Raw genomic sequence first — 16,220 nt, 5'->3', positions numbered from 1 at the left:
CCTGCCCGGGCCCGATCGATCCACGGCCCGGACGGGCCACCGGTCAGGGTCAGTTGAGTGTGTCGGGGTCCGGACCCGTGCGCATGCCACGGTCGAGGCCCGCGATCGCGTCCATGTCCGCGGCCGACAGCTCGAAGTCGAAGACGTCGATGTTCTGCCGGATGCGAGCGGGCGTGACCGACTTGGGGATCACGACGTTGCCGAGCTGGAGGTGCCAGCGCAGGACCACCTGGGCCGGCGTCTTCCCGTGGCGTTCGGCGAGGGAGACGATCGCCTCGTCCTTCAGCAGCGCGCCCTGGGCCAGCGGGCTCCACGCCTCGGTGGCGATCCCGTACTCCGCGTGCACGGCCCGCAGCTCGCTCTGCTGGAGGCCGGGGTGCAGTTCGATCTGGTTGACCGCCGGGACCAGGGAGCTCTCCTCGCGCAGGCGGCGCAGGTGCTCCGGCTGGAAGTTGGAGACACCGGCGGCCCGGATCCGGCCGTCGGCCACCAGCTTCTCCAGCGCGCGCCAGGTCTCGACGTAGAGGCCGCGGGCCGGGGTGGGCCAGTGGATGAGGTAGAGGTCCACATGGTCGAGGCCGAGCTTGGCCAGGCTCGTGTCGAAGGCGGCGAGTGCGGCGTCGTAGCCCTGGTCCGCGTTCCAGAGCTTCGTGGTCACGAACAGCTCCTCGCGGGCGAGTCCGGACTCGGCCAGGGCGCGGCCCACGCCCGCCTCGTTGCCGTAGACGGCCGCGGTGTCGATGGAGCGGTAGCCGGCCTCCAGTGCCGCTGTGACCGCCCCGGTGGTCTCGTCGTCGGGGACCTGGAAGACACCGAACCCGAGCTGCGGAATCGGGACGCCGTTGTTGAGTGTGACGGTGGGGACCGTGGACATGGTGGGGCCTCTCGTGATGTCGGACCGATCCGACCTGCGTACGATGGTTACTGGCGTAGACAATAATTGCACACGCGGGTTAATGGTAAACGCCGGTAAGCTGGCGGAGTCTGTCGGCCATCCGCAGCGGGATCTCAGGCATCCGCGATCGAGTCGAACCGCACCTGTCGCGCCCCACCCCCCGTGCGTCCGCGTCCACCGACCGGCGCAGCGCCTCGTGGAGCTTCGCCGGGGTCAGGACGCCGAGGAACCTCGCTCCGTCCAGGACCGCGACCCATCCGGCGTCGTGCTGCAGCATCTCGCTGAACGCCTGCTTCAGCGGGGACCCGACAGGCACCCACGCGTCCATGCGCCGCGCCGGACCGCCCACGGTGCCGTCCTGGCCCGCACCATGCAGGGCGTCCGCTGCCACCCAGTCGTGCAGCTCGCCGCCGCCGTTCAGGACGACAGCCCAGCGTGCGCCCGGGGCGTCCAGGCGCTCGGCGGCCGCATGCGCGGGTTCGTCCGTGCGGGCGACCGGAGGCTCCTCCAGGTCTTCGGGCTCGATCGCGGTGACCGACAGCCGCTTCAGACCACGGTCGGAGCAGCATGGTCTTCCTCACCCTCGACTGGAGGTTGAGGAATTCGTTCTGGAGGCGCTTGCGCACCACCGGGTCCACGGCTCCGAACGGCTCGTCCATCAGCAGTACCGGCGGGTCCGCGGCCAGATGTCCTCACCGCCCACCAGGATCCGGCCGGAGGTCGGCAGCGGTCGTGCCGTCCGGGTAGGCCTTGCTGGTCTGCTCGAACCGGATCATGAGTGCACGGTAGGAGCCACCGGGGCGGGCCGCACACGGGCCGAGACCGACCGGGTCACGGCCGTGTGCTGAACTGTCCGGGAAACACCGGATCCAGGAGTTCCCTTGAACAGCTACAGCCAGCCCGGCATCGTCCTCACCGACCGACGCTTCACGGTCCCCCTCGACCACGACGATCCGGGCGGCGAGACGGTCGAGATCTTCGCCCGTGAAGCCGTGGCGAGCGGGAAGGCGGCGGAGCACCTGCCGTGGCTGGTCTACCTGGAAGGCGGTCCCGGCTTCGGTGCCCGCCGCTTCGTGGGTACGGAGGCCTGGCTGGGGCGGGCGGTTCAGGAATTCCGCGTGCTGCTCCTGGACCAGCGCGGCACAGGTCTGTCCACCCCGGCCAACCGGCAGACCCTGCCGATGCGCGGCGGCGCCCGCGAACAGGCCGACTACCTCGCCCACTTCCGCGCGGACAGCATCGTCCGCGACTGCGAACTGATTCGCCCGAGGCTCACGGGCGGTGCGCCCTGGACCGTCCTGGGGCAGTCCTTCGGCGGCTTCTGTGCCGTCCGCTACCTGTCGGCCGCCCCGGAGGGACTCGAGGCCGTCCTCATCACGGGCGGCCTGCCCTCCCTCGACGCGCACGCCGACGACGTCTACCGGGCCGGCTACCCGCGGATCGAGCGCAAGGTGGCGGCGCACTACGCCCGCTACCCGCAGGACGTCGCCCGCGCCCGCGCGATCGCCGCGTATCTCGCCGAGCACCGTCCGGACAGCGCCGGGCACACGCTGACACCCGAGGGATTCCAGTCCCTCGGCATCATGCTGGGCGGCGGCAACGGCAGCCACCAGCTGCACTACCTCCTGGAGAACGCCTTCGTCGAAGGCCCGCACGGCACCGAGCTGTCCGACGCCTTCCAGGAGGCCATGCGCACCGCCACCTCGTTCGCCGGCCACCCGCTGTACGCCCTCATGCACGAGGCGATCTACGGCCAGGGTGCGCGGCCCACCGACTGGGCCGCCGAACGCGTCCGCGCCGAGTTCCCGCAGTTCGACGCCGCCGCAGCACTGGCGGGCGACGGCCCCGTGCTCTTCACCGGCGAGAGCATCCACCCCTGGCACTTCGACGTCGATCCCGCGCTGCGTCCCCTGCGCGAGACCGCGGAGCTGCTCGCCGCCCGCACCGACTGGCCCGTCCTGTACGACGCGGAGCGGCTCGCGGCCAACGAGGTCCCGGTGGCCGCGGCCGTCTACCACGACGACATGTACGTGGACACAGGCCACGCGCTCCGCACCGCGTCCTCGATCCGCGGCCTGCGTACGTGGGTGACCAGCGAGTACGAGCACGACGGCGTGCGCGCGGGCGGTCCCCGTGTACTGGACCGGCTGCTCGCCCTCGTCCGGGGCGAGGCCGACCGCTAGGGCCTCTCGGTCAGCCCTGCAGGGCTTCGAGCGTGGCGTCCAGGCCGGCCGCCGAGTGCGGCGCGCGGTTGTACGGGAGCTTGGAGAGGGCGGCGGCCATGCCGCAGGTGTTGCTCACCGCGGAGTAGACGAGTCCGGCGCCGATGCCCGCCGACAGCCACCGCGCCGCCGGGAAGCGACGGCCCGCGACGAGGCCGGCCACGACCAGCGAACCGGCGGCGAGGCGCACCTGGCGCTCCATCGGCCAGGTCGCCCTGGCGCCCACCGGACGGTCGAGCCCGCGCCCGTCGCCCTCCCAGGCGGATGTCCCGCCGGTCAGGGTGGCCGCGTCGATGTCCGCGTCGGCGAGGATCTCGCACGCCCTGGTGGACCGCACACCCGAGGCGCACACCACCAGCAGTGAGCCACGGGCGGAGGCCGACTTCAGGGCGGGCACCGCCTCGGTGAGCCGGTCGAGCGGAATGTTCAGAGCGCCGGGCACGTGCCCGGAGGCATACTCACCGGGGGCCCGGACGTCGATGACGGTGAACTCCTCCAGTCGGGCTGCGGCCTCGGAGGGGGAGAGGGAGGCGGGGCTGATCACGAGCGGGGTTCCTTTCGGTCGCCGGAGCGGGGGCGGCGCGGGGTTCTGCTCACCCCGGCGCCCCGGAAGGCAATAATACCCCTAGGGGTATTCCGCTCCAGCTCTGAGCGGCTGGTCGTACGGCGCGTCCGTCCGGAGCGGCTCCTTGCTCCCTGCCCCGAACCGCTGCCGGAATGCACGCATCCGTCACCTTCCGCTGGATAGCCTGCCGGGTATGACAGAGCAGCTGGAACCCATGCCCACGGACTGGCACCGTGCCCTGGCCGTGGTCGCCCACCCCGACGACCTGGAGTACGGCTGCGCCGCCGCCGTGGCCGGCTGGACCGACGGGGGGCATGAGGTCACCTACCTCCTGGCGACCCGTGGAGAGGCCGGGATCGACACGATCGCCCCTGCTGAGTGCGCTCCGCTGCGCGAGCGGGAACAGCGCGAGAGTGCCGCAGCCGTCGGTGTCGCCGCCGTGGAGTTCCTCGACCACCGGGACGGCGTCATCGAGTACGGCACGGCTCTGCGACGTGACATCGCCGCGGCCGTCCGCCGTCACCGGCCCGAGCTGCTCATCACCCTCAACCACCGGGACACCTGGGGCGGCGTCGCGTGGAACACCCCCGACCACCGCGCGGTCGGCCGGGCCACCCTGGACGCCGCGGGCGACGCGGGAAACCGCTGGATCTTCCCCGAGCTGGGTGAGCAGGGACTGGAGCCGTGGGACGGGGTGCGCTGGGTCGCCGTCGCGGGCACCGACCGGCCCACCCACGCGGTCGACGCGACGCCGGGGTTCGAGCGCTCCGTCCGGTCGCTGCTGGCCCACCGCACGTACATCGAGGTGCTGACGGACGAGGACCCGGAGGCGTACTGCCGTACGTTCCTCACGGGCACCACGGAAGCGGCTGCCGAGCGGTTCGGCGGCCGGCCGGCCGTCACCTTCGAACTCTTCGCACGCTGACCCGTCCGGCGGGCGCGGCTACGGGTGCCTGATTGACAAACAAGGTTGCTGATTCTGCAATGGGGTCATGAGTGAACAGAATCAGGGCGACCCCGAACTCGACGCCGTGCTCACCGGGGTGGGTCCGCGGCTGAGGCGGCTGCGCAAGGATCGCGGTGTCACGCTCACGGGGCTCTCCGAGGTCACCGGAATCTCCGTCTCCACCCTGTCCAGGCTCGAATCCGGTGGCCGGCGCCCCAGTCTGGAGCTGCTGCTCCCCATCGCCCGGGCCCACGAGGTGCCGCTCGACGATCTCGTCGGGGCGCCGCCGGTCGGCGATCCGAGGGTCAAGGCGAAACCGATCGTGCACGGCGCGAAGACGTCCCTGCCGCTCACCGCCCGGCCGGGGGGCCTCCAGGCGTACAAGGTCATACAGGAGGCGTCGTGCACGGAGGCGCCCGAGCAGCGCACGCACGAGGGGTACGAGTGGCTGTACGTGCTCAACGGCCGGCTGCGCCTCAAGCTCGCCGAGCACGACCTGGTCCTGGCCCCCGGTGAGGCCGCCGAGTTCGACACCAGGCTCCCTCACTGGTTCGGCCCGGCGGGCGACGAGCCGGTGGAATTCCTCAGCCTGTTCGGGCCGCAAGGGGAGCGGATGCATGTGAGGGCCAAGCCGAAGCGGTCGTGAACGGGTCCGGGCCGGGTGGCCGCGAGGTGTTCCCAGAAAGGCAAGCGACCGCTTAGTATGCGGCGGAGCAGTGGTAATGCCGACAGTGTTGTGGAGGCCCCTCATGCAGGCATGGCGAGTGCACCGGAACGGCGAGCCGAGCGAGGTGATGGAGCTCGAGGAGACGGACCGGCCGACCCCCGGGGACGGGCAGGTGCTGCTCGAAGTGCGAGCGGCGAACATCAACTTCCCCGACGCGCTGCTCTGCCGCGGCCAGTACCAGGTCAGGCCCCCGCTGCCCTTCACCCCCGGTGTGGAGATCTGCGGCGTGACAGAGGACGGACGGCGCGTGCTCGCCACCCCCGCACTCCCGGAGGGCGGTTTCGCCGAGTACGTCGTGGCGGACGAGGCGTCCCTGCTGCCGGCTCCCGACGCCCTGGACGACGCGGAGGCCGCCGCACTGCACATCGGCTACCAGACCGGCTGGTTCGGGCTGCACCGCCGCGCACATCTGCAGGCCGGTGAGACGCTGCTGGTCCATGCGGCCGCAGGCGGGGTCGGAAGCGCGGCCGTCCAGCTCGGCAAGGCCGCCGGGGCCACTGTCATCGGGGTCGCCGGCGGGCCCGAGAAGGCCCGGATCGCCCGCGAACTGGGCTGTGACCTGGTCATCGACCGCCGGAGCGAGGACATCGTCGCGGCGGTGAAGGAGGCCACGGGCGGGCGCGGCGCGGACGTCGTCTACGACCCGATCGGCGGAGACGCCTACGCCAAGTCCGTCAAGTGCATCGCCTTCGAGGGCCGTGTCGTCGTCGTCGGCTTCGCGAGCGGCGTCATCCCCACGCCCGGCCTCAACCACGCCCTGGTGAAGAACTACTCGATCGCCGGACTCCACTGGGGCCTGTACAACACCAAGGACCCCGCAGCCGTCCGCGCCTGCCACGACGAACTCACCAAACTCGCGGCGCAGGGCGTCATCAAGCCGCTGATCAGCGAGCGTGTCCCCATGGCCGAGGCGGCGCGGGCCGTCCAGCGGGTCGCCGACGGCACCAGCACAGGCCGCATCGTCGTCCTGCCGTCAGGAGGCACCCGATGAGCACCGCCATCGACGCGGCACAGATCCGCCGCCTCACCCAGGAGCTGCTGGCGGCCCACCCGCCGGCCACCACCGACCGCACCGACTTCCTCAAGGCGCGCTTCGACGCCGGCCTGGCCTGGGTGCACTACCCCGCCGGGCTCGGGGGCCTCGACGCGCCGCGCTCCCTGCAGCCCGTCGTCGACGCCGAGCTCGCCGCCGCGGGCGCCCCCGACAACGATCCCCGCCGTATCGGCATCGGCCTCGGCATGGCCGCTCCGACGGTCCTCGAATACGGAACCGAGGAGCAGAAGCAGCGCTTCCTGCGCCCGCTGTGGGTCGGGGAGGAGGTGTGGTGCCAGCTCTTCAGCGAGCCAGGAGCCGGTTCCGACCTCGCCGCGCTCGGCACCCGCGCGGTCCGCGACGGCGGGGAGTGGGTGGTCGACGGGCAGAAGGTCTGGACGTCGAGCGCCCATGTGGCCCGCTGGGCGATCCTGATCGCCCGCACCGACCCGGACGTGCCCAAGCACCGCGGCATCAGCTACTTCATCTGCGACATGACCGACCCCGGTGTCGAGGTGCGGCCACTGCGCCAGATCACCGGCGAGGCCGAGTTCAACGAGGTCTTCCTCACCGGCGTACGCATCCCGGACAGCAGGCGTCTCGGCCCGGTCGGTGCCGGCTGGAAGGTCGCCCAGACCACCCTGATGAACGAGCGCGTGTCCATCGGCGGAGCCCGCATCCCCCGCGAGGGCGGCATGATCGGCACCGTCGCGAAGACCTGGCGCGAGCAGCCCGGTCTGCGCACCCACGACCTCCACCAGCGGCTGCTCACCCTGTGGGTCGAGGCCGAGGTCGCCAGGCTCACCGGTGAACGGCTGCGTCAGCAGCTCGTCGCCGGACAGCCCGGGCCGGAAGGCTCCGGCATGAAGCTCGCGTTCGCCCGCCTCAACCAGGAGATCAGCGGACTCGAGGTCGAACTCCTGGGTGACGAAGGCCTGTTGTACAGCGACTGGACCATGCGCCGCCCGGATCTGGTCGACTTCACCGGACGCGACGCCGGCTACCGCTATCTGCGGTCCAAGGGCAATTCCATTGAGGGAGGCACGAGCGAGGTCCTCCTCAACATCGTCGCCGAGCGTGTCCTCGGTCTGCCCGTCGAACCGCGTAACGACAAGGACGTCGCCTGGAAGGATCTTGCCCGATGACCGCACAGACCGAAGCCGCCCAGGCGCCCGACCTGCTCTACTCGGAAGCAGAGGAGGACCTGCGGTCGGCCGTGCGCTCGCTGCTCGCCGACCGTGCCGACGCGCCGACGGTGATCGCCGGGATCGGGTCCGACACGCCGTACGACCTGCGGCTGTGGGAATCGCTCGCTGTGGGGATCGGGGCAGCGGGGCTGCTGGTTCCCGAGAAGCTCGGCGGCCAGGGAGCCACCCACCGCGAGGCCGCCGTGGTCATGGAGGAGCTCGGCCGCAGCGCCGTCCCGGCGCCGTACCTGACGAGCGCCGTCGTCGCGACCGAGATCCTTCTCGCGCTGGGTGCCGATGACGGCCCGGCCGCCGGACTCCTCGGTGAGCTGGCGGCGGGCAGCCGGATCGCCGTGCTCGCCCTGCCGTTCGCCACGCCCCCCGCCGACGGGGGCACCGCGATGACCGGCACCCTGGAGCGGACAGTGACCGGTGTCGCGGAGGCGGCGGCGGCCGACGTGCTGCTGGTGCCCACCGCGGAAGGGCTGTACGCGGTGGAGACCGGCGCGGACGGTGTCGCCGTCCAGCCGCTCGTGCCGCTCGACCTGACGCGCCCGCTCGCCACGGTCACCCTGACCGGGGCCACCGGGACCCTGCTCGCGGAGGCGGCGCCGGCGGCCACCGCCGTGAGCAGGGGCCTGCTCGCCGGTGCGGGGCTGCTCGCGTCCGAGCAGCTCGGACTGGCCGAGTGGTGCCTGACCGAGACCGTCCGGCACACCCGCGAACGTCACCAGTTCAACAGGCCGGTGGGCTCGTTCCAGTCGCTCAAGCACCGGATGGCCCAGCTCTGGCTGGAGGTCGTCTCCGCGCGCGCAGCCGCTCGTAACGCAGCGGACGCGCTGGCGACCGGCAGCCCCGACGCGCCGCTCGCGGTGGCCGTGGCGCAGGCCTACTGCTCCAAGGTCGCGGTGCACGCCGCGGAGGAATGCGTACAGCTGCACGGCGGCATCGGGATGACCTGGGAGCACCCTGCGCACCTGTATCTGAAGAGGGCCAAGGCCGACTCGATCGCGTACGGAACCGCGGGTCGCCACCGTGAGGCCGTAGCCGACCTGGTGGAGCTTCCGGCTCCGTGAGCCGGCGACGGGGCGGGGGCACGTGATCGCACGTGCCCCCGCCCTGTCATACCCTGCGGACGACCGGAGCGGTGAGCAGGGGAACAGCAGACGCAGCGCAACCGACGTGCGGACGAAGGGCGTTCCAACTCTTGGCAGGTACCTGCCTATCGGTCGTTCCGCGCCTCCATAATCGTCGCGTCCCCCCGCCCGCTCTGCCCGCCCGACCGCTTCAGGGAGACCCCATGGCACACCTGACCCGTCGCAGAGTCGTCACCACCGCCCTCGCCACCGCAGCCGCGGGCGCGTTCATCCCCGCCCAGGCAGCGGCCGCGGCACCTACCGCGACCGCACGCCCCCGTGGGCCCCGGCCGCTGGCCCGGGCCCACGCCCACAACGACTACCTGCATCCGCGCCCTCTCCACGACGCGCTCGCGCACGGCTTCACGAGCGTCGAGGCGGACATCTTCCTCGTCGACGGCGAACTGCTCGTCGCCCACGAGGCCGAGAGCCTCGACCCCGCACGCACCCTCGTCTCGCTCTACCTCGACCCCCTGCTCGCCCGGGTCCGCGACAACCACGGCACCGTCCACGCCGGAGACCCCGCCCCGCTGCAGCTGCTGATCGACATCAAGACCGACGGCGCGGCCGCCTACCTCCAACTCGACCGGGTGCTCCGCCGCTACCGGCCGATTCTCACCCGCTCCGTCCACGGCCGGGTCCGCACCGGCGCGGTCACCCCCGTCATCTCGGGAGACCGGGCCGCCCGCGTCCCGATGGAGCAGCAGACCACCCGGTACGCCTTCTACGACGGCCGCCCGGAGGACCTCGGCACCGCCGCTCCCGCCTCCTTCGTCCCGCTCATCAGCGGCAACTGGGCCACGAGCTTCAGCTGGCAGGGGACCGGCCCCTTCCCCGCCGCCGAGCGTGCCAGGCTGGGCACCTTCGTCGCTTCGGCCCACGCGAACGGGCAACGAGTCCGCTTCTGGGGCACGCCCGACCTCCCGGGCCCGGCACGCGACGCCGTCTGGACCGAGCTCGTCGCGGCCGGCGTCGACCACCTCAACACCGACGATCTGGCAGGGCTGGAGGCCTTCCTCCGCGGACACCGGGGCGGCGGCCGGCGAGACGGCTGACCGTCGCCGGCAGCCGTCTCCGGTCACCGTGCGTCAACACCCGTTCGGCGGACACGCCGGTGCGCCGAACGGCCCCTCCGCTGCGCCACACTGGCGGCCGAATGCCGCAATTCCGGCGCGGCGGAGGAGGTTGGCCATGGCCATTTCGATCTCAGTGGTGCTGCTTCTGCTGGTCCTCGCAGCGATCTTCCTGCGCAACGGCGGACTCAAGCTGTCGCACGCGATCGTCTGTGCGCTGCTCGGCTTCCTGCTGGCCAGTACGAGCATGGCCCCCACCATCCATGAAGGGATCACCGCCACCGCGAACGTGGTCAGCGGCCTGAGGCCCTGACCCCGCACGCACCGTCCGGGTGCGGGAGAATGTCTGCCCGATCGCGGCACAGTGCCGCAGGGGACCCGACCGGGGCGGTACCGTCGTCCGAGGGCCCCTGCGCGCGCTTCGTCGACATGGCTTGGACCTGACCGATCCTCGCCACGTACCTGGAGAACGCATCCATGTCATTCCCGCCCCCCGGACGGCACTCGGGCGCCGCCCACCACGAGTACTGCAACAACGCCCTGTGCTGCCGCTGCCAGCAGCGCCAATGGACGACGAAACTCGGCGACGAGCGCCTCTGCGGCCCGTGCGCCGCCTGCTGCCGCGACTGCGGCCGCGCCCCCGCGCCCCATCTGGACGGGCTCGACGACGGACTCTGCGCCGAGTGCCGGGGCCGCTGCGGGCGGTGCCAGCGGGCCCTGCCCGCCGAGGGCACCTGCACCTGCCGCAAGTGGCGCGAACGCGCGGCCGGCGATCCGGTCACCTACATCCTTCAGGCCCTCCCGCAACCGCTGGTCCAGGCACTCGGCCACCGCCACCCCCGTACGGTGCACGATCTGATCCACCAGGAACTCGCCCGGCGAACCCCGGACCAGCTCCTGGAGCGGCTCGAACGCAGGTGGAACGTCCGCTGGTCCCACGCCCTCCACGAGAAGGAGGAGGACGGCCGCCGCCGCTGGGCACCTCAGGAGATCGCCGAGGCGCTCGTGAGCCCGGGCCGCTGCGCGAATCCGCAGTGCGAGGACGGCTACCTGATCACCACCGACACGCCGTGTGGCCAGTGCCTTCGCCCCACCCACCGCTTCGTCACATCGGTCGCTGACCGGACGGCCACCTCGGAACACGCCCGTGCGACCGCCGCGCAGATCCGGCGCGCGCTCGTGGAAGGCCGCTCGACCAAGCCGGGCAGGCGGCGGCCCGCCGGCTGAGCCCGCTCAGCCCTTGTCCAGCGCGCCCCGCACCAGTGCCGCGGCGAGTACGGCCGGGTCCTCGTCCTTCGCCAGCCGGATGAGCTTGTCCGGCGTGGTGGGCAGGCCGAGCCGTTCCGCTCCCTGGAGCGCCTTCGCGTCCAGATAGGGCGACGCCTCGGGCCACACCGTCTGGACCTCGCGCAGGAAGATGTCGGCGCCCGCCGGGCCTATGCCGGGAAAGCGGCGGAGACCGGAGCGCAGCGTGTCCGCATCGCCGTCGGCCTTCCGGCGCAGGCGCCGCAGGTCACCGCTGTACTCGTCGAGCAGGAGCTGGGCACCGTCCCCCAGCTGGGTCGCCGTCCGTTCGTCGTACCGGCGGTAGCCGCCCTCGCCGAGCGCGTCGACGCGCTCCTGCCATGTGGCGTCGGCCATGCGGCGCGGAGTGCGCAGCCGGTGCGAGAACAGCGCCTGCGCCGCGGCCACCGCCACCTGCGCGCGGATCCGCGCGCTCAGCAGATGGCTCAGGACGAGCAGCTGGTACAGGGGCTGGGGGGTGTCACGCAGCCGGATGCCGGCCTCGGCGGCGTATGTGGTGCCGTGCCGCTCCAGCAGCGACTCAAGAGTCCGGCGGGCGCTCACGTGAACCCGAAGATCCGCGCGATGAAGTAACCGGCGACGACGAGTGAGCCCAGCAGCACCACGGCTGCCCAGAAGACCGGGTGTTCCCAGATCCCTCCGTCGGCGCGTTCGACGTGCGCTTCGCTTATGCAGCCCTCGGCCGGAGGTGTCTCCGTGGGGGGCGTGAGTGAGATAGCCATGTATCCACCTTCTCTCCTGGCGCACGTCCCCGCGAGGCCGGTGCCGATGGGGCACGCGTACGTCCGTACGGAGTCCGACCGGCCCCCGAAGCGCTGCGGTGCCGTGGAACGGGGCACCTTCAAGGAATGCCTGCAGTTTCCACGCCCGAGCCCGTCGTCAAACTCGTCCAGCGCACCGCCGAACCGGCCGCGGCCCAGACACTGCGGTCGACGGCGGCGGCCGTCATCGCCTTCGCCGTGGCCCAGGCCGTACTGCCCGAGCCGCACCCCGCACCGCTCACCGCCCCTCTGACCGCCCTCCTCGTGGTGCAGGTGACGCTCTACGCCACTCTGACCACCGGGATCCGGCGTGTGAACGCCGTCGTCGTCGGAGTTCTCATCGCCAGCGGGTTCAGCTCCCTGGTGGGCCTCAGCTGGTGGACCCTTGGCCTGACCATCTTCACCTCCCTGCTGATCGGGCGGCTCGTACGGGTCAACGAGTTCGTACCCGAGGTGGCCATCAGCGCGATGCTCGTCCTCGGCGTCGCGCAGGTCGCGGACACAGCATGGGAGCGCGTGCTGGAGACGCTGATCGGCGCGGGAGTCGGCCTGCTCTTCAACCTGCTGCTGGCACCGCCCGTCTGGGTCGAGTCGGCGGGTGCCTCCATCGGCGGCCTGGGAGAGCGGATGGGCAAGATGTTCCGGGCCCTCGGTGAGGAGATCGGCGGCAAGCACCCGGTGCGCGAGGCGGCCGCCCGGCTGCACGAAGCCCGCCGTCTGGACCACGACATCGTGGAGGTCGACGCATCCCTGAGGCAGGCCGAGGAGAGCTTGATGCTCAACCCTCGCGTCAAGCAGGGGCTGCTCTACCGCGTCGTCCTGCGGACCGGGCTGGACACGCTGGAAATCTGCGCCGTGGTGCTGCGCGTCCTGACCCGCACGCTGACCGACCTCGCCAAGGCGCGCACCGACGAGGCGCTCTTCCCGGAGGACGTGGCCACGGACCTCAGGGAGCTCTTCGGGCACATGTCCAATGCCATCGAGGGGTTCGCGCTGATGATCACCACGCCGATGGCCGAGAGCGGCGAGGAGGCCGAGGACCGCCTGGCCGACGCCCTCGCCCGCAGTCGCGCGACACGCGACCGCGTGGCGGATCTGCTGCTCGAAGACGTCCAGGAGCACCCGAGGCAGTGGCAACTGCACGGCGCACTGCTCGCGGAGGTCGACCGCATCCTCGACGAACTCGACATCGACAAGCGGACGGAGCGCCTGGCCGAGGAGCTGGACCGCCGTTCCGCCGAGGCCCACGAGCGCCACCCACGGCTGCGGGAGGTGTCCCGCCGGCTGCGCGGCGCGACGCAGGTCCGGCTGCGGGCCGGCGAGTGAGGGACGTCAGTCCGCCCGTCGGCGCGGCTCATCGCCGGACCGCGTCCGGCGCCGGTGGCTGGTGTCGCACCACGGATACATCCGGCTGCGCCGGCACATGCAGACGGCCACGACGAACCGGTCGGACACGGCCACACTGCCGTCCGCGCACGTGACTTCCACGGGCCCCTCGACCAGAAGAGGGCCCTCGTCGCCGAGGGTGATCCGGCACGGGCGTTCAGGCTTGTTCGGCACGTATGACCACCAGTTCCTCCGCCGTCTCTTCCTCGTTCATCAGCCCCGTCGCCCGAAGCCACCGCAGTCTGGAGCGCAGCACGGGCCCGAGGGGCACCAGGGCGCGGGAGCTGACATGAGCCCGCATCCCGGCATCCGAGAGGCGCCGCAGGGTCACTTCGCTGTCGCACAGGCCGGAGTGCACGAGGAGGAGGCGCCCTCCGGGGCGCAGCGCCGCCGGGGCGGTCTCACAGACCCTGTCCAGGATCGCCCGGCCGTCGCGCCCGGCCTCCCAGGCCCGCGCCGCACCGCGCCCGGGAAGCCGGCCCAGGGGGGACGGCACATAGGGCGGGTTGCAGATCACCAGGTCGTAGGACCGGCCGGGCAGGGCCGAGAGGAGATCGCTGCGTCGCACGGTGACGCGCCGGCGGTGCAGCAGCGCGTTCAGGCGGGCCGTCGCCACGGCTCGCCACGCGACGTCCACGGCCGTCACCCGCGCTCCCCGCCGCGCCGCGTGCAGGGCGAGGGCACCACTGCCCGTGCCGACGTCCAGGACCTCGGTGCCCGGGCCGATGTCCTCCCGGTTCAGTGCCGCCATGAGCAGGAGAGTGTCGTGCTGGGGTGCGTACACCCCAGGGAGGGTCATCAAGCGGGCATTACGGGTGTCCTCGGCCATGTCTGCTGACATCTGCGACTCCATTCGGTGCTTCGCCGGCGGTGCGGACCAGGGCTGTGGTTCAGGCCTGCCAGTCCGCGAGCAGCCGGTCGCCGAGCCGGTCCTCGAGACAGGAGGTGGCGGTGATGCCGAACGCGATGTCGGCCGCCAGTTCGGGTTCGTCCTCGAGCAGACCGCCGATCACCTCGCGGCGCACCACCTGCTCGTGCACCGCGTCCGCTTCGACGTGCTCGGTGTAGAAGAACTCCGCCGCGGGACCCGCGCCCGTGCGCTTCATGGCGTCGGCGAGGCGCCGGGACGCGGGGGAGGAGGTGATCTCGACAGCGGCGAAGTGACCCACCAGCGCTCCGCGCAGCCGACGGTGCAGGCCGAAGAGCGACATGAGGTTCACCAGGGCCAGCATGGGCGCGCAGCCCTCGTCCAGATAGCGGCCGTACGTCGTGTCGAGGCCCAGATCCGTCATGAGGTCGGCGAACAGCTGAGCGTGGACGCGGTCCGCGCGCCCGGCGCCGAACTCGTCGTACTCGATCGCCGCCATGCCCGCCTTGGCCCGTCCACTGAGGCGGGGCAGCACCCACGCGTGCGGGTCGGCCTCCTTGAGGTGGTAAAGCGAACGTTGCGCCGCGTATGCGCGCAGATGGCGCAGCTCGCCCCGGTCCTGGAGGAACCACGAGACGCCGGATCCGCGGACCGGCTCCACGAGAAGGCCGTCCAGGATCTCGTCCAGGCTCGCGTGCACCGGGGCGTCGCGCCGGAGAGCCGTCAGGAAACGGTCTTCCAACGCTGCGCGTACGGCGAGCAGGGGCGGGTCCCACTCCCATTCGGGGCGTACGCCGCTGAACCCGCGATAGTGCAGCTCGTAACAGACGTACAGGGCGAGCTGCAGGTCGTCGCCGTACGGCTCGGCAGCCCCGGCGGCCTCCGGGTCCGGTAGAGCGCCGTCGTCCCGCAGGTAGCCGATGACCCCTGTGGACAGCGCGCCGCGTCCCCGCGGAAGTGAAGGTCCTGTGCGTTGTCGTGACATGGCTTTCCTCCTGCCCCGGCATGCCCCGGAGTCACATGGACAACCGTGATCGACTGTACGCCGAACGCCCGCGACCAGCCTGTCCGCAGGGACGCGCCCCTGCGCGGGGCCCTACGGACGGGGCTTCCGTGCCGTCCAGTCCAGGAGCCGTTCCACCGGCCAGGTGGTGACCACACGGTCCACGGGTACTCCGCACTCCTCCGCCCGCGCACACCCGTAGATCTGCCAGTCCAGCTGCCCCGGGGCGTGCGCGTCGGTGTCGATCGAGAGGAGGGCACCCGACGCGACCGCCTGCCGCAGGAGGTCGCGCGGGGGATCGAGCCGCTCCGGGCGGCAGTTGATCTCCACCGCAGTCCCGGCCTCGGCACACGCCGCGAAGACCCGCTCCGCGTCGAACTCCGATTCCGGACGCTTCTTCCCGCCGAGGAGGCGCCCCGTGCAGTGCCCCAGGATGTCCGCGTGCGGATTGCGTACGGCGGCGAGCATCCGCTCCGTCATCGCCCGCGCGTCCATGCGCAGCTTCGAATGGACCGAGACGACCACCACGTCGAGCCGCTCCAGCACGTCGGGGTCCTGGTCCAGCGAGCCGTCGTCGAGGATGTCGCACTCGATTCCGGTGAGCAGTCGAAAGGGCGCCCACCGCTCGTTGAGCTCGGCCACGACGGACAGCTGATCGAGCAGGCGTTCGGTCGAGAGCCCGTTGGCCACGGTCAGTCTGGGGGAGTGGTCCGTGAGCACCGCCCACTCGTGGCCCAGCTCGGCCGCCGTCCGGCCCATCTCCGCGATCGGGCTGCCCCCGTCGGACCAGTCCGAATGCAGATGGCAGTCCCCGCGCAGGGCCGAGAGGAACGCCTCACCGCCGGAGGCCAACGGTGCGGACGCCTCTTCCTCCAGCACCTCGAGGTATTCGGGCGTCGTGCCTTCCACCGCCTCACGGATCACCTTGGCCGTCTTCGGCCCGATGCCGCGCACCGTCTCCAGCGAACCGTGCGCCACCCGCTGGGCGACCTCCTCGCCGTCCATGGAGCTGATGGCCTCCGCCGCCGTGCGGAAGGCCTTCACCCGGTACGTGGCCGCCTGGGACCGCTCCAGGAGGAACGCGATCCGCCGCAGTGCCTCTGCCGGATCCAT

General features: G+C 71.8%; 18 protein-coding genes and 1 pseudogene. 10 read left to right on the top strand and 9 right to left on the bottom strand.

What is annotated here, in order from left to right; translation table 11 throughout:
- Positions 1 to 49: 49 nt before the first annotated feature.
- Positions 50 to 874: an aldo/keto reductase gene (locus ACIBCU_RS22070; RefSeq protein ID WP_399233280.1), complete on the bottom strand. Its 825-nt coding sequence runs from the start codon at positions 872 to 874 to the stop codon at positions 50 to 52.
- A 134-nt stretch (positions 875 to 1,008) separates the two neighbouring features.
- A pseudogene (locus ACIBCU_RS22065) lies at positions 1,009 to 1,581 on the bottom strand (ABC transporter ATP-binding protein); the annotation flags it as partial.
- A 195-nt stretch (positions 1,582 to 1,776) separates the two neighbouring features.
- Here ACIBCU_RS22065 and ACIBCU_RS22060 point away from each other — a divergent pair.
- Positions 1,777 to 3,078, top strand: coding sequence for an alpha/beta fold hydrolase (locus ACIBCU_RS22060; RefSeq protein ID WP_399233277.1), 1,302 nt, complete (start codon positions 1,777 to 1,779; stop codon positions 3,076 to 3,078).
- A 10-nt stretch (positions 3,079 to 3,088) separates the two neighbouring features.
- Here ACIBCU_RS22060 and ACIBCU_RS22055 read toward each other — a convergent pair whose 3' ends face one another.
- Positions 3,089 to 3,661 (bottom strand): rhodanese-like domain-containing protein, encoded by a 573-nt coding sequence (locus tag ACIBCU_RS22055; RefSeq protein ID WP_362930303.1) that lies wholly within the window; start codon positions 3,659 to 3,661, stop codon positions 3,089 to 3,091.
- A 214-nt stretch (positions 3,662 to 3,875) separates the two neighbouring features.
- Here ACIBCU_RS22055 and ACIBCU_RS22050 point away from each other — a divergent pair, with 214 nt between their 5' ends.
- From ACIBCU_RS22050 to ACIBCU_RS22015, 8 genes are all read left to right on the top strand, one after another.
- On the top strand, positions 3,876 to 4,607 hold the full coding sequence (locus ACIBCU_RS22050; protein WP_399233274.1) for a PIG-L deacetylase family protein: 732 nt from the start codon (positions 3,876 to 3,878) through the stop codon (positions 4,605 to 4,607).
- A gap of 67 nt (positions 4,608 to 4,674) precedes the next feature.
- Positions 4,675 to 5,274, top strand: a complete 600-nt coding sequence (locus tag ACIBCU_RS22045; protein ID WP_362930307.1) for an XRE family transcriptional regulator — start codon at positions 4,675 to 4,677, stop codon at positions 5,272 to 5,274.
- A 103-nt stretch (positions 5,275 to 5,377) separates the two neighbouring features.
- Positions 5,378 to 6,346 (top strand): NADPH:quinone oxidoreductase family protein, encoded by a 969-nt coding sequence (locus tag ACIBCU_RS22040; protein WP_362930309.1) that lies wholly within the window; start codon positions 5,378 to 5,380, stop codon positions 6,344 to 6,346.
- On the top strand, positions 6,343 to 7,533 hold the full coding sequence (locus tag ACIBCU_RS22035) for an acyl-CoA dehydrogenase family protein (protein ID WP_362930311.1): 1,191 nt from the start codon (positions 6,343 to 6,345) through the stop codon (positions 7,531 to 7,533). The genes ACIBCU_RS22040 and ACIBCU_RS22035 overlap by 4 nt, the downstream gene beginning before the upstream one ends.
- Positions 7,530 to 8,651 carry an acyl-CoA dehydrogenase family protein gene (locus ACIBCU_RS22030; RefSeq protein WP_399233271.1) on the top strand — a complete coding sequence of 374 codons (1,122 nt, stop codon included), beginning with the start codon at positions 7,530 to 7,532 and terminating at the stop codon, positions 8,649 to 8,651. Before ACIBCU_RS22035 ends, ACIBCU_RS22030 begins: the two co-directional genes overlap by 4 nt.
- Positions 8,652 to 8,875: 224 nt before the next feature.
- On the top strand, positions 8,876 to 9,766 hold the full coding sequence (locus ACIBCU_RS22025) for a phosphatidylinositol-specific phospholipase C/glycerophosphodiester phosphodiesterase family protein (protein ID WP_362930315.1): 891 nt from the start codon (positions 8,876 to 8,878) through the stop codon (positions 9,764 to 9,766).
- A 136-nt stretch (positions 9,767 to 9,902) separates the two neighbouring features.
- A complete protein-coding gene (locus ACIBCU_RS22020; protein WP_104782659.1) occupies positions 9,903 to 10,097 on the top strand; it encodes a hypothetical protein in 195 nt (64 codons plus the stop codon).
- A 164-nt stretch (positions 10,098 to 10,261) separates the two neighbouring features.
- Entirely contained in the window at positions 10,262 to 11,011 is a 750-nt protein-coding gene (locus ACIBCU_RS22015; RefSeq protein WP_399233269.1) for a hypothetical protein, read from the top strand.
- 6 nt (positions 11,012 to 11,017) lie between these two features.
- Here ACIBCU_RS22015 and ACIBCU_RS22010 read toward each other — a convergent pair whose 3' ends face one another.
- Complete coding sequence (locus ACIBCU_RS22010) at positions 11,018 to 11,632, bottom strand: endonuclease (protein WP_399233267.1); 615 nt, start codon at positions 11,630 to 11,632, stop codon at positions 11,018 to 11,020.
- Positions 11,629 to 11,811, bottom strand: a complete 183-nt coding sequence (locus tag ACIBCU_RS22005) for a hypothetical protein (protein ID WP_104782654.1) — start codon at positions 11,809 to 11,811, stop codon at positions 11,629 to 11,631. Before ACIBCU_RS22005 ends, ACIBCU_RS22010 begins: the two co-directional genes overlap by 4 nt.
- 126 nt (positions 11,812 to 11,937) lie before the next feature.
- On the opposite strand from ACIBCU_RS22005, the gene ACIBCU_RS22000 reads away from it, so the two are divergent.
- Positions 11,938 to 13,176, top strand: a complete 1,239-nt coding sequence (locus ACIBCU_RS22000) for an aromatic acid exporter family protein (protein ID WP_399233265.1) — start codon at positions 11,938 to 11,940, stop codon at positions 13,174 to 13,176.
- Positions 13,177 to 13,182: 6 nt separating this feature from the next.
- Here ACIBCU_RS22000 and ACIBCU_RS21995 read toward each other — a convergent pair whose 3' ends face one another.
- From ACIBCU_RS21995 to ACIBCU_RS21980, 4 genes are all read right to left on the bottom strand, one after another.
- Positions 13,183 to 13,410 (bottom strand): CDGSH iron-sulfur domain-containing protein, encoded by a 228-nt coding sequence (locus tag ACIBCU_RS21995; RefSeq protein ID WP_362930323.1) that lies wholly within the window; start codon positions 13,408 to 13,410, stop codon positions 13,183 to 13,185.
- On the bottom strand, positions 13,394 to 14,077 hold the full coding sequence (locus ACIBCU_RS21990) for a HemK2/MTQ2 family protein methyltransferase (protein WP_362930325.1): 684 nt from the start codon (positions 14,075 to 14,077) through the stop codon (positions 13,394 to 13,396). The genes ACIBCU_RS21995 and ACIBCU_RS21990 overlap by 17 nt, the downstream gene beginning before the upstream one ends.
- A 49-nt stretch (positions 14,078 to 14,126) precedes the next feature.
- Positions 14,127 to 15,089, bottom strand: a complete 963-nt coding sequence (locus ACIBCU_RS21985; protein WP_362930327.1) for an iron-containing redox enzyme family protein — start codon at positions 15,087 to 15,089, stop codon at positions 14,127 to 14,129.
- 111 nt (positions 15,090 to 15,200) lie between these two features.
- Positions 15,201 to 16,220: a PHP domain-containing protein gene (locus ACIBCU_RS21980; RefSeq protein ID WP_399233262.1), complete on the bottom strand. Its 1,020-nt coding sequence runs from the start codon at positions 16,218 to 16,220 to the stop codon at positions 15,201 to 15,203.

The sequence above is a fragment of the Streptomyces sp. NPDC051064 genome (genome assembly GCF_044455985.1).
Taxonomy (GTDB): domain Bacteria; phylum Actinomycetota; class Actinomycetes; order Streptomycetales; family Streptomycetaceae; genus Streptomyces.
The sequence above is the reverse complement of the archived record's forward strand: the minus strand, read 5'-3'. Positions and strand labels throughout refer to the sequence as shown.

What these genes read in the sequence shown, in the direction of transcription:
- ACIBCU_RS22070 (WP_399233280.1), bottom strand. Translation starts at nt 874, where the DNA reads ATGTCCACGGTCCCCACCGTCACACTCAACAACGGCGTCCCGATTCCG.
- ACIBCU_RS22050 (WP_399233274.1), top strand. Translation starts at nt 3,876, where the DNA reads ATGACAGAGCAGCTGGAACCCATGCCCACGGACTGGCACCGTGCCCTG.
- ACIBCU_RS22045 (WP_362930307.1), top strand. Translation starts at nt 4,675, where the DNA reads ATGAGTGAACAGAATCAGGGCGACCCCGAACTCGACGCCGTGCTCACC.
- ACIBCU_RS22040 (WP_362930309.1), top strand. Translation starts at nt 5,378, where the DNA reads ATGCAGGCATGGCGAGTGCACCGGAACGGCGAGCCGAGCGAGGTGATG.
- ACIBCU_RS22035 (WP_362930311.1), top strand. Translation starts at nt 6,343, where the DNA reads ATGAGCACCGCCATCGACGCGGCACAGATCCGCCGCCTCACCCAGGAG.
- ACIBCU_RS22030 (WP_399233271.1), top strand. Translation starts at nt 7,530, where the DNA reads ATGACCGCACAGACCGAAGCCGCCCAGGCGCCCGACCTGCTCTACTCG.
- ACIBCU_RS22025 (WP_362930315.1), top strand. Translation starts at nt 8,876, where the DNA reads ATGGCACACCTGACCCGTCGCAGAGTCGTCACCACCGCCCTCGCCACC.
- ACIBCU_RS22020 (WP_104782659.1), top strand. Translation starts at nt 9,903, where the DNA reads ATGGCCATTTCGATCTCAGTGGTGCTGCTTCTGCTGGTCCTCGCAGCG.
- ACIBCU_RS22015 (WP_399233269.1), top strand. Translation starts at nt 10,262, where the DNA reads ATGTCATTCCCGCCCCCCGGACGGCACTCGGGCGCCGCCCACCACGAG.
- ACIBCU_RS22005 (WP_104782654.1), bottom strand. Translation starts at nt 11,811, where the DNA reads ATGGCTATCTCACTCACGCCCCCCACGGAGACACCTCCGGCCGAGGGC.
- ACIBCU_RS22000 (WP_399233265.1), top strand. Translation starts at nt 11,938, where the DNA reads ATGCCTGCAGTTTCCACGCCCGAGCCCGTCGTCAAACTCGTCCAGCGC.
- ACIBCU_RS21990 (WP_362930325.1), bottom strand. Translation starts at nt 14,077, where the DNA reads ATGTCAGCAGACATGGCCGAGGACACCCGTAATGCCCGCTTGATGACC.
- ACIBCU_RS21985 (WP_362930327.1), bottom strand. Translation starts at nt 15,089, where the DNA reads ATGTCACGACAACGCACAGGACCTTCACTTCCGCGGGGACGCGGCGCG.
- ACIBCU_RS21980 (WP_399233262.1), bottom strand. Translation starts at nt 16,220, where the DNA reads ATGGATCCGGCAGAGGCACTGCGGCGGATCGCGTTCCTCCTGGAGCGG.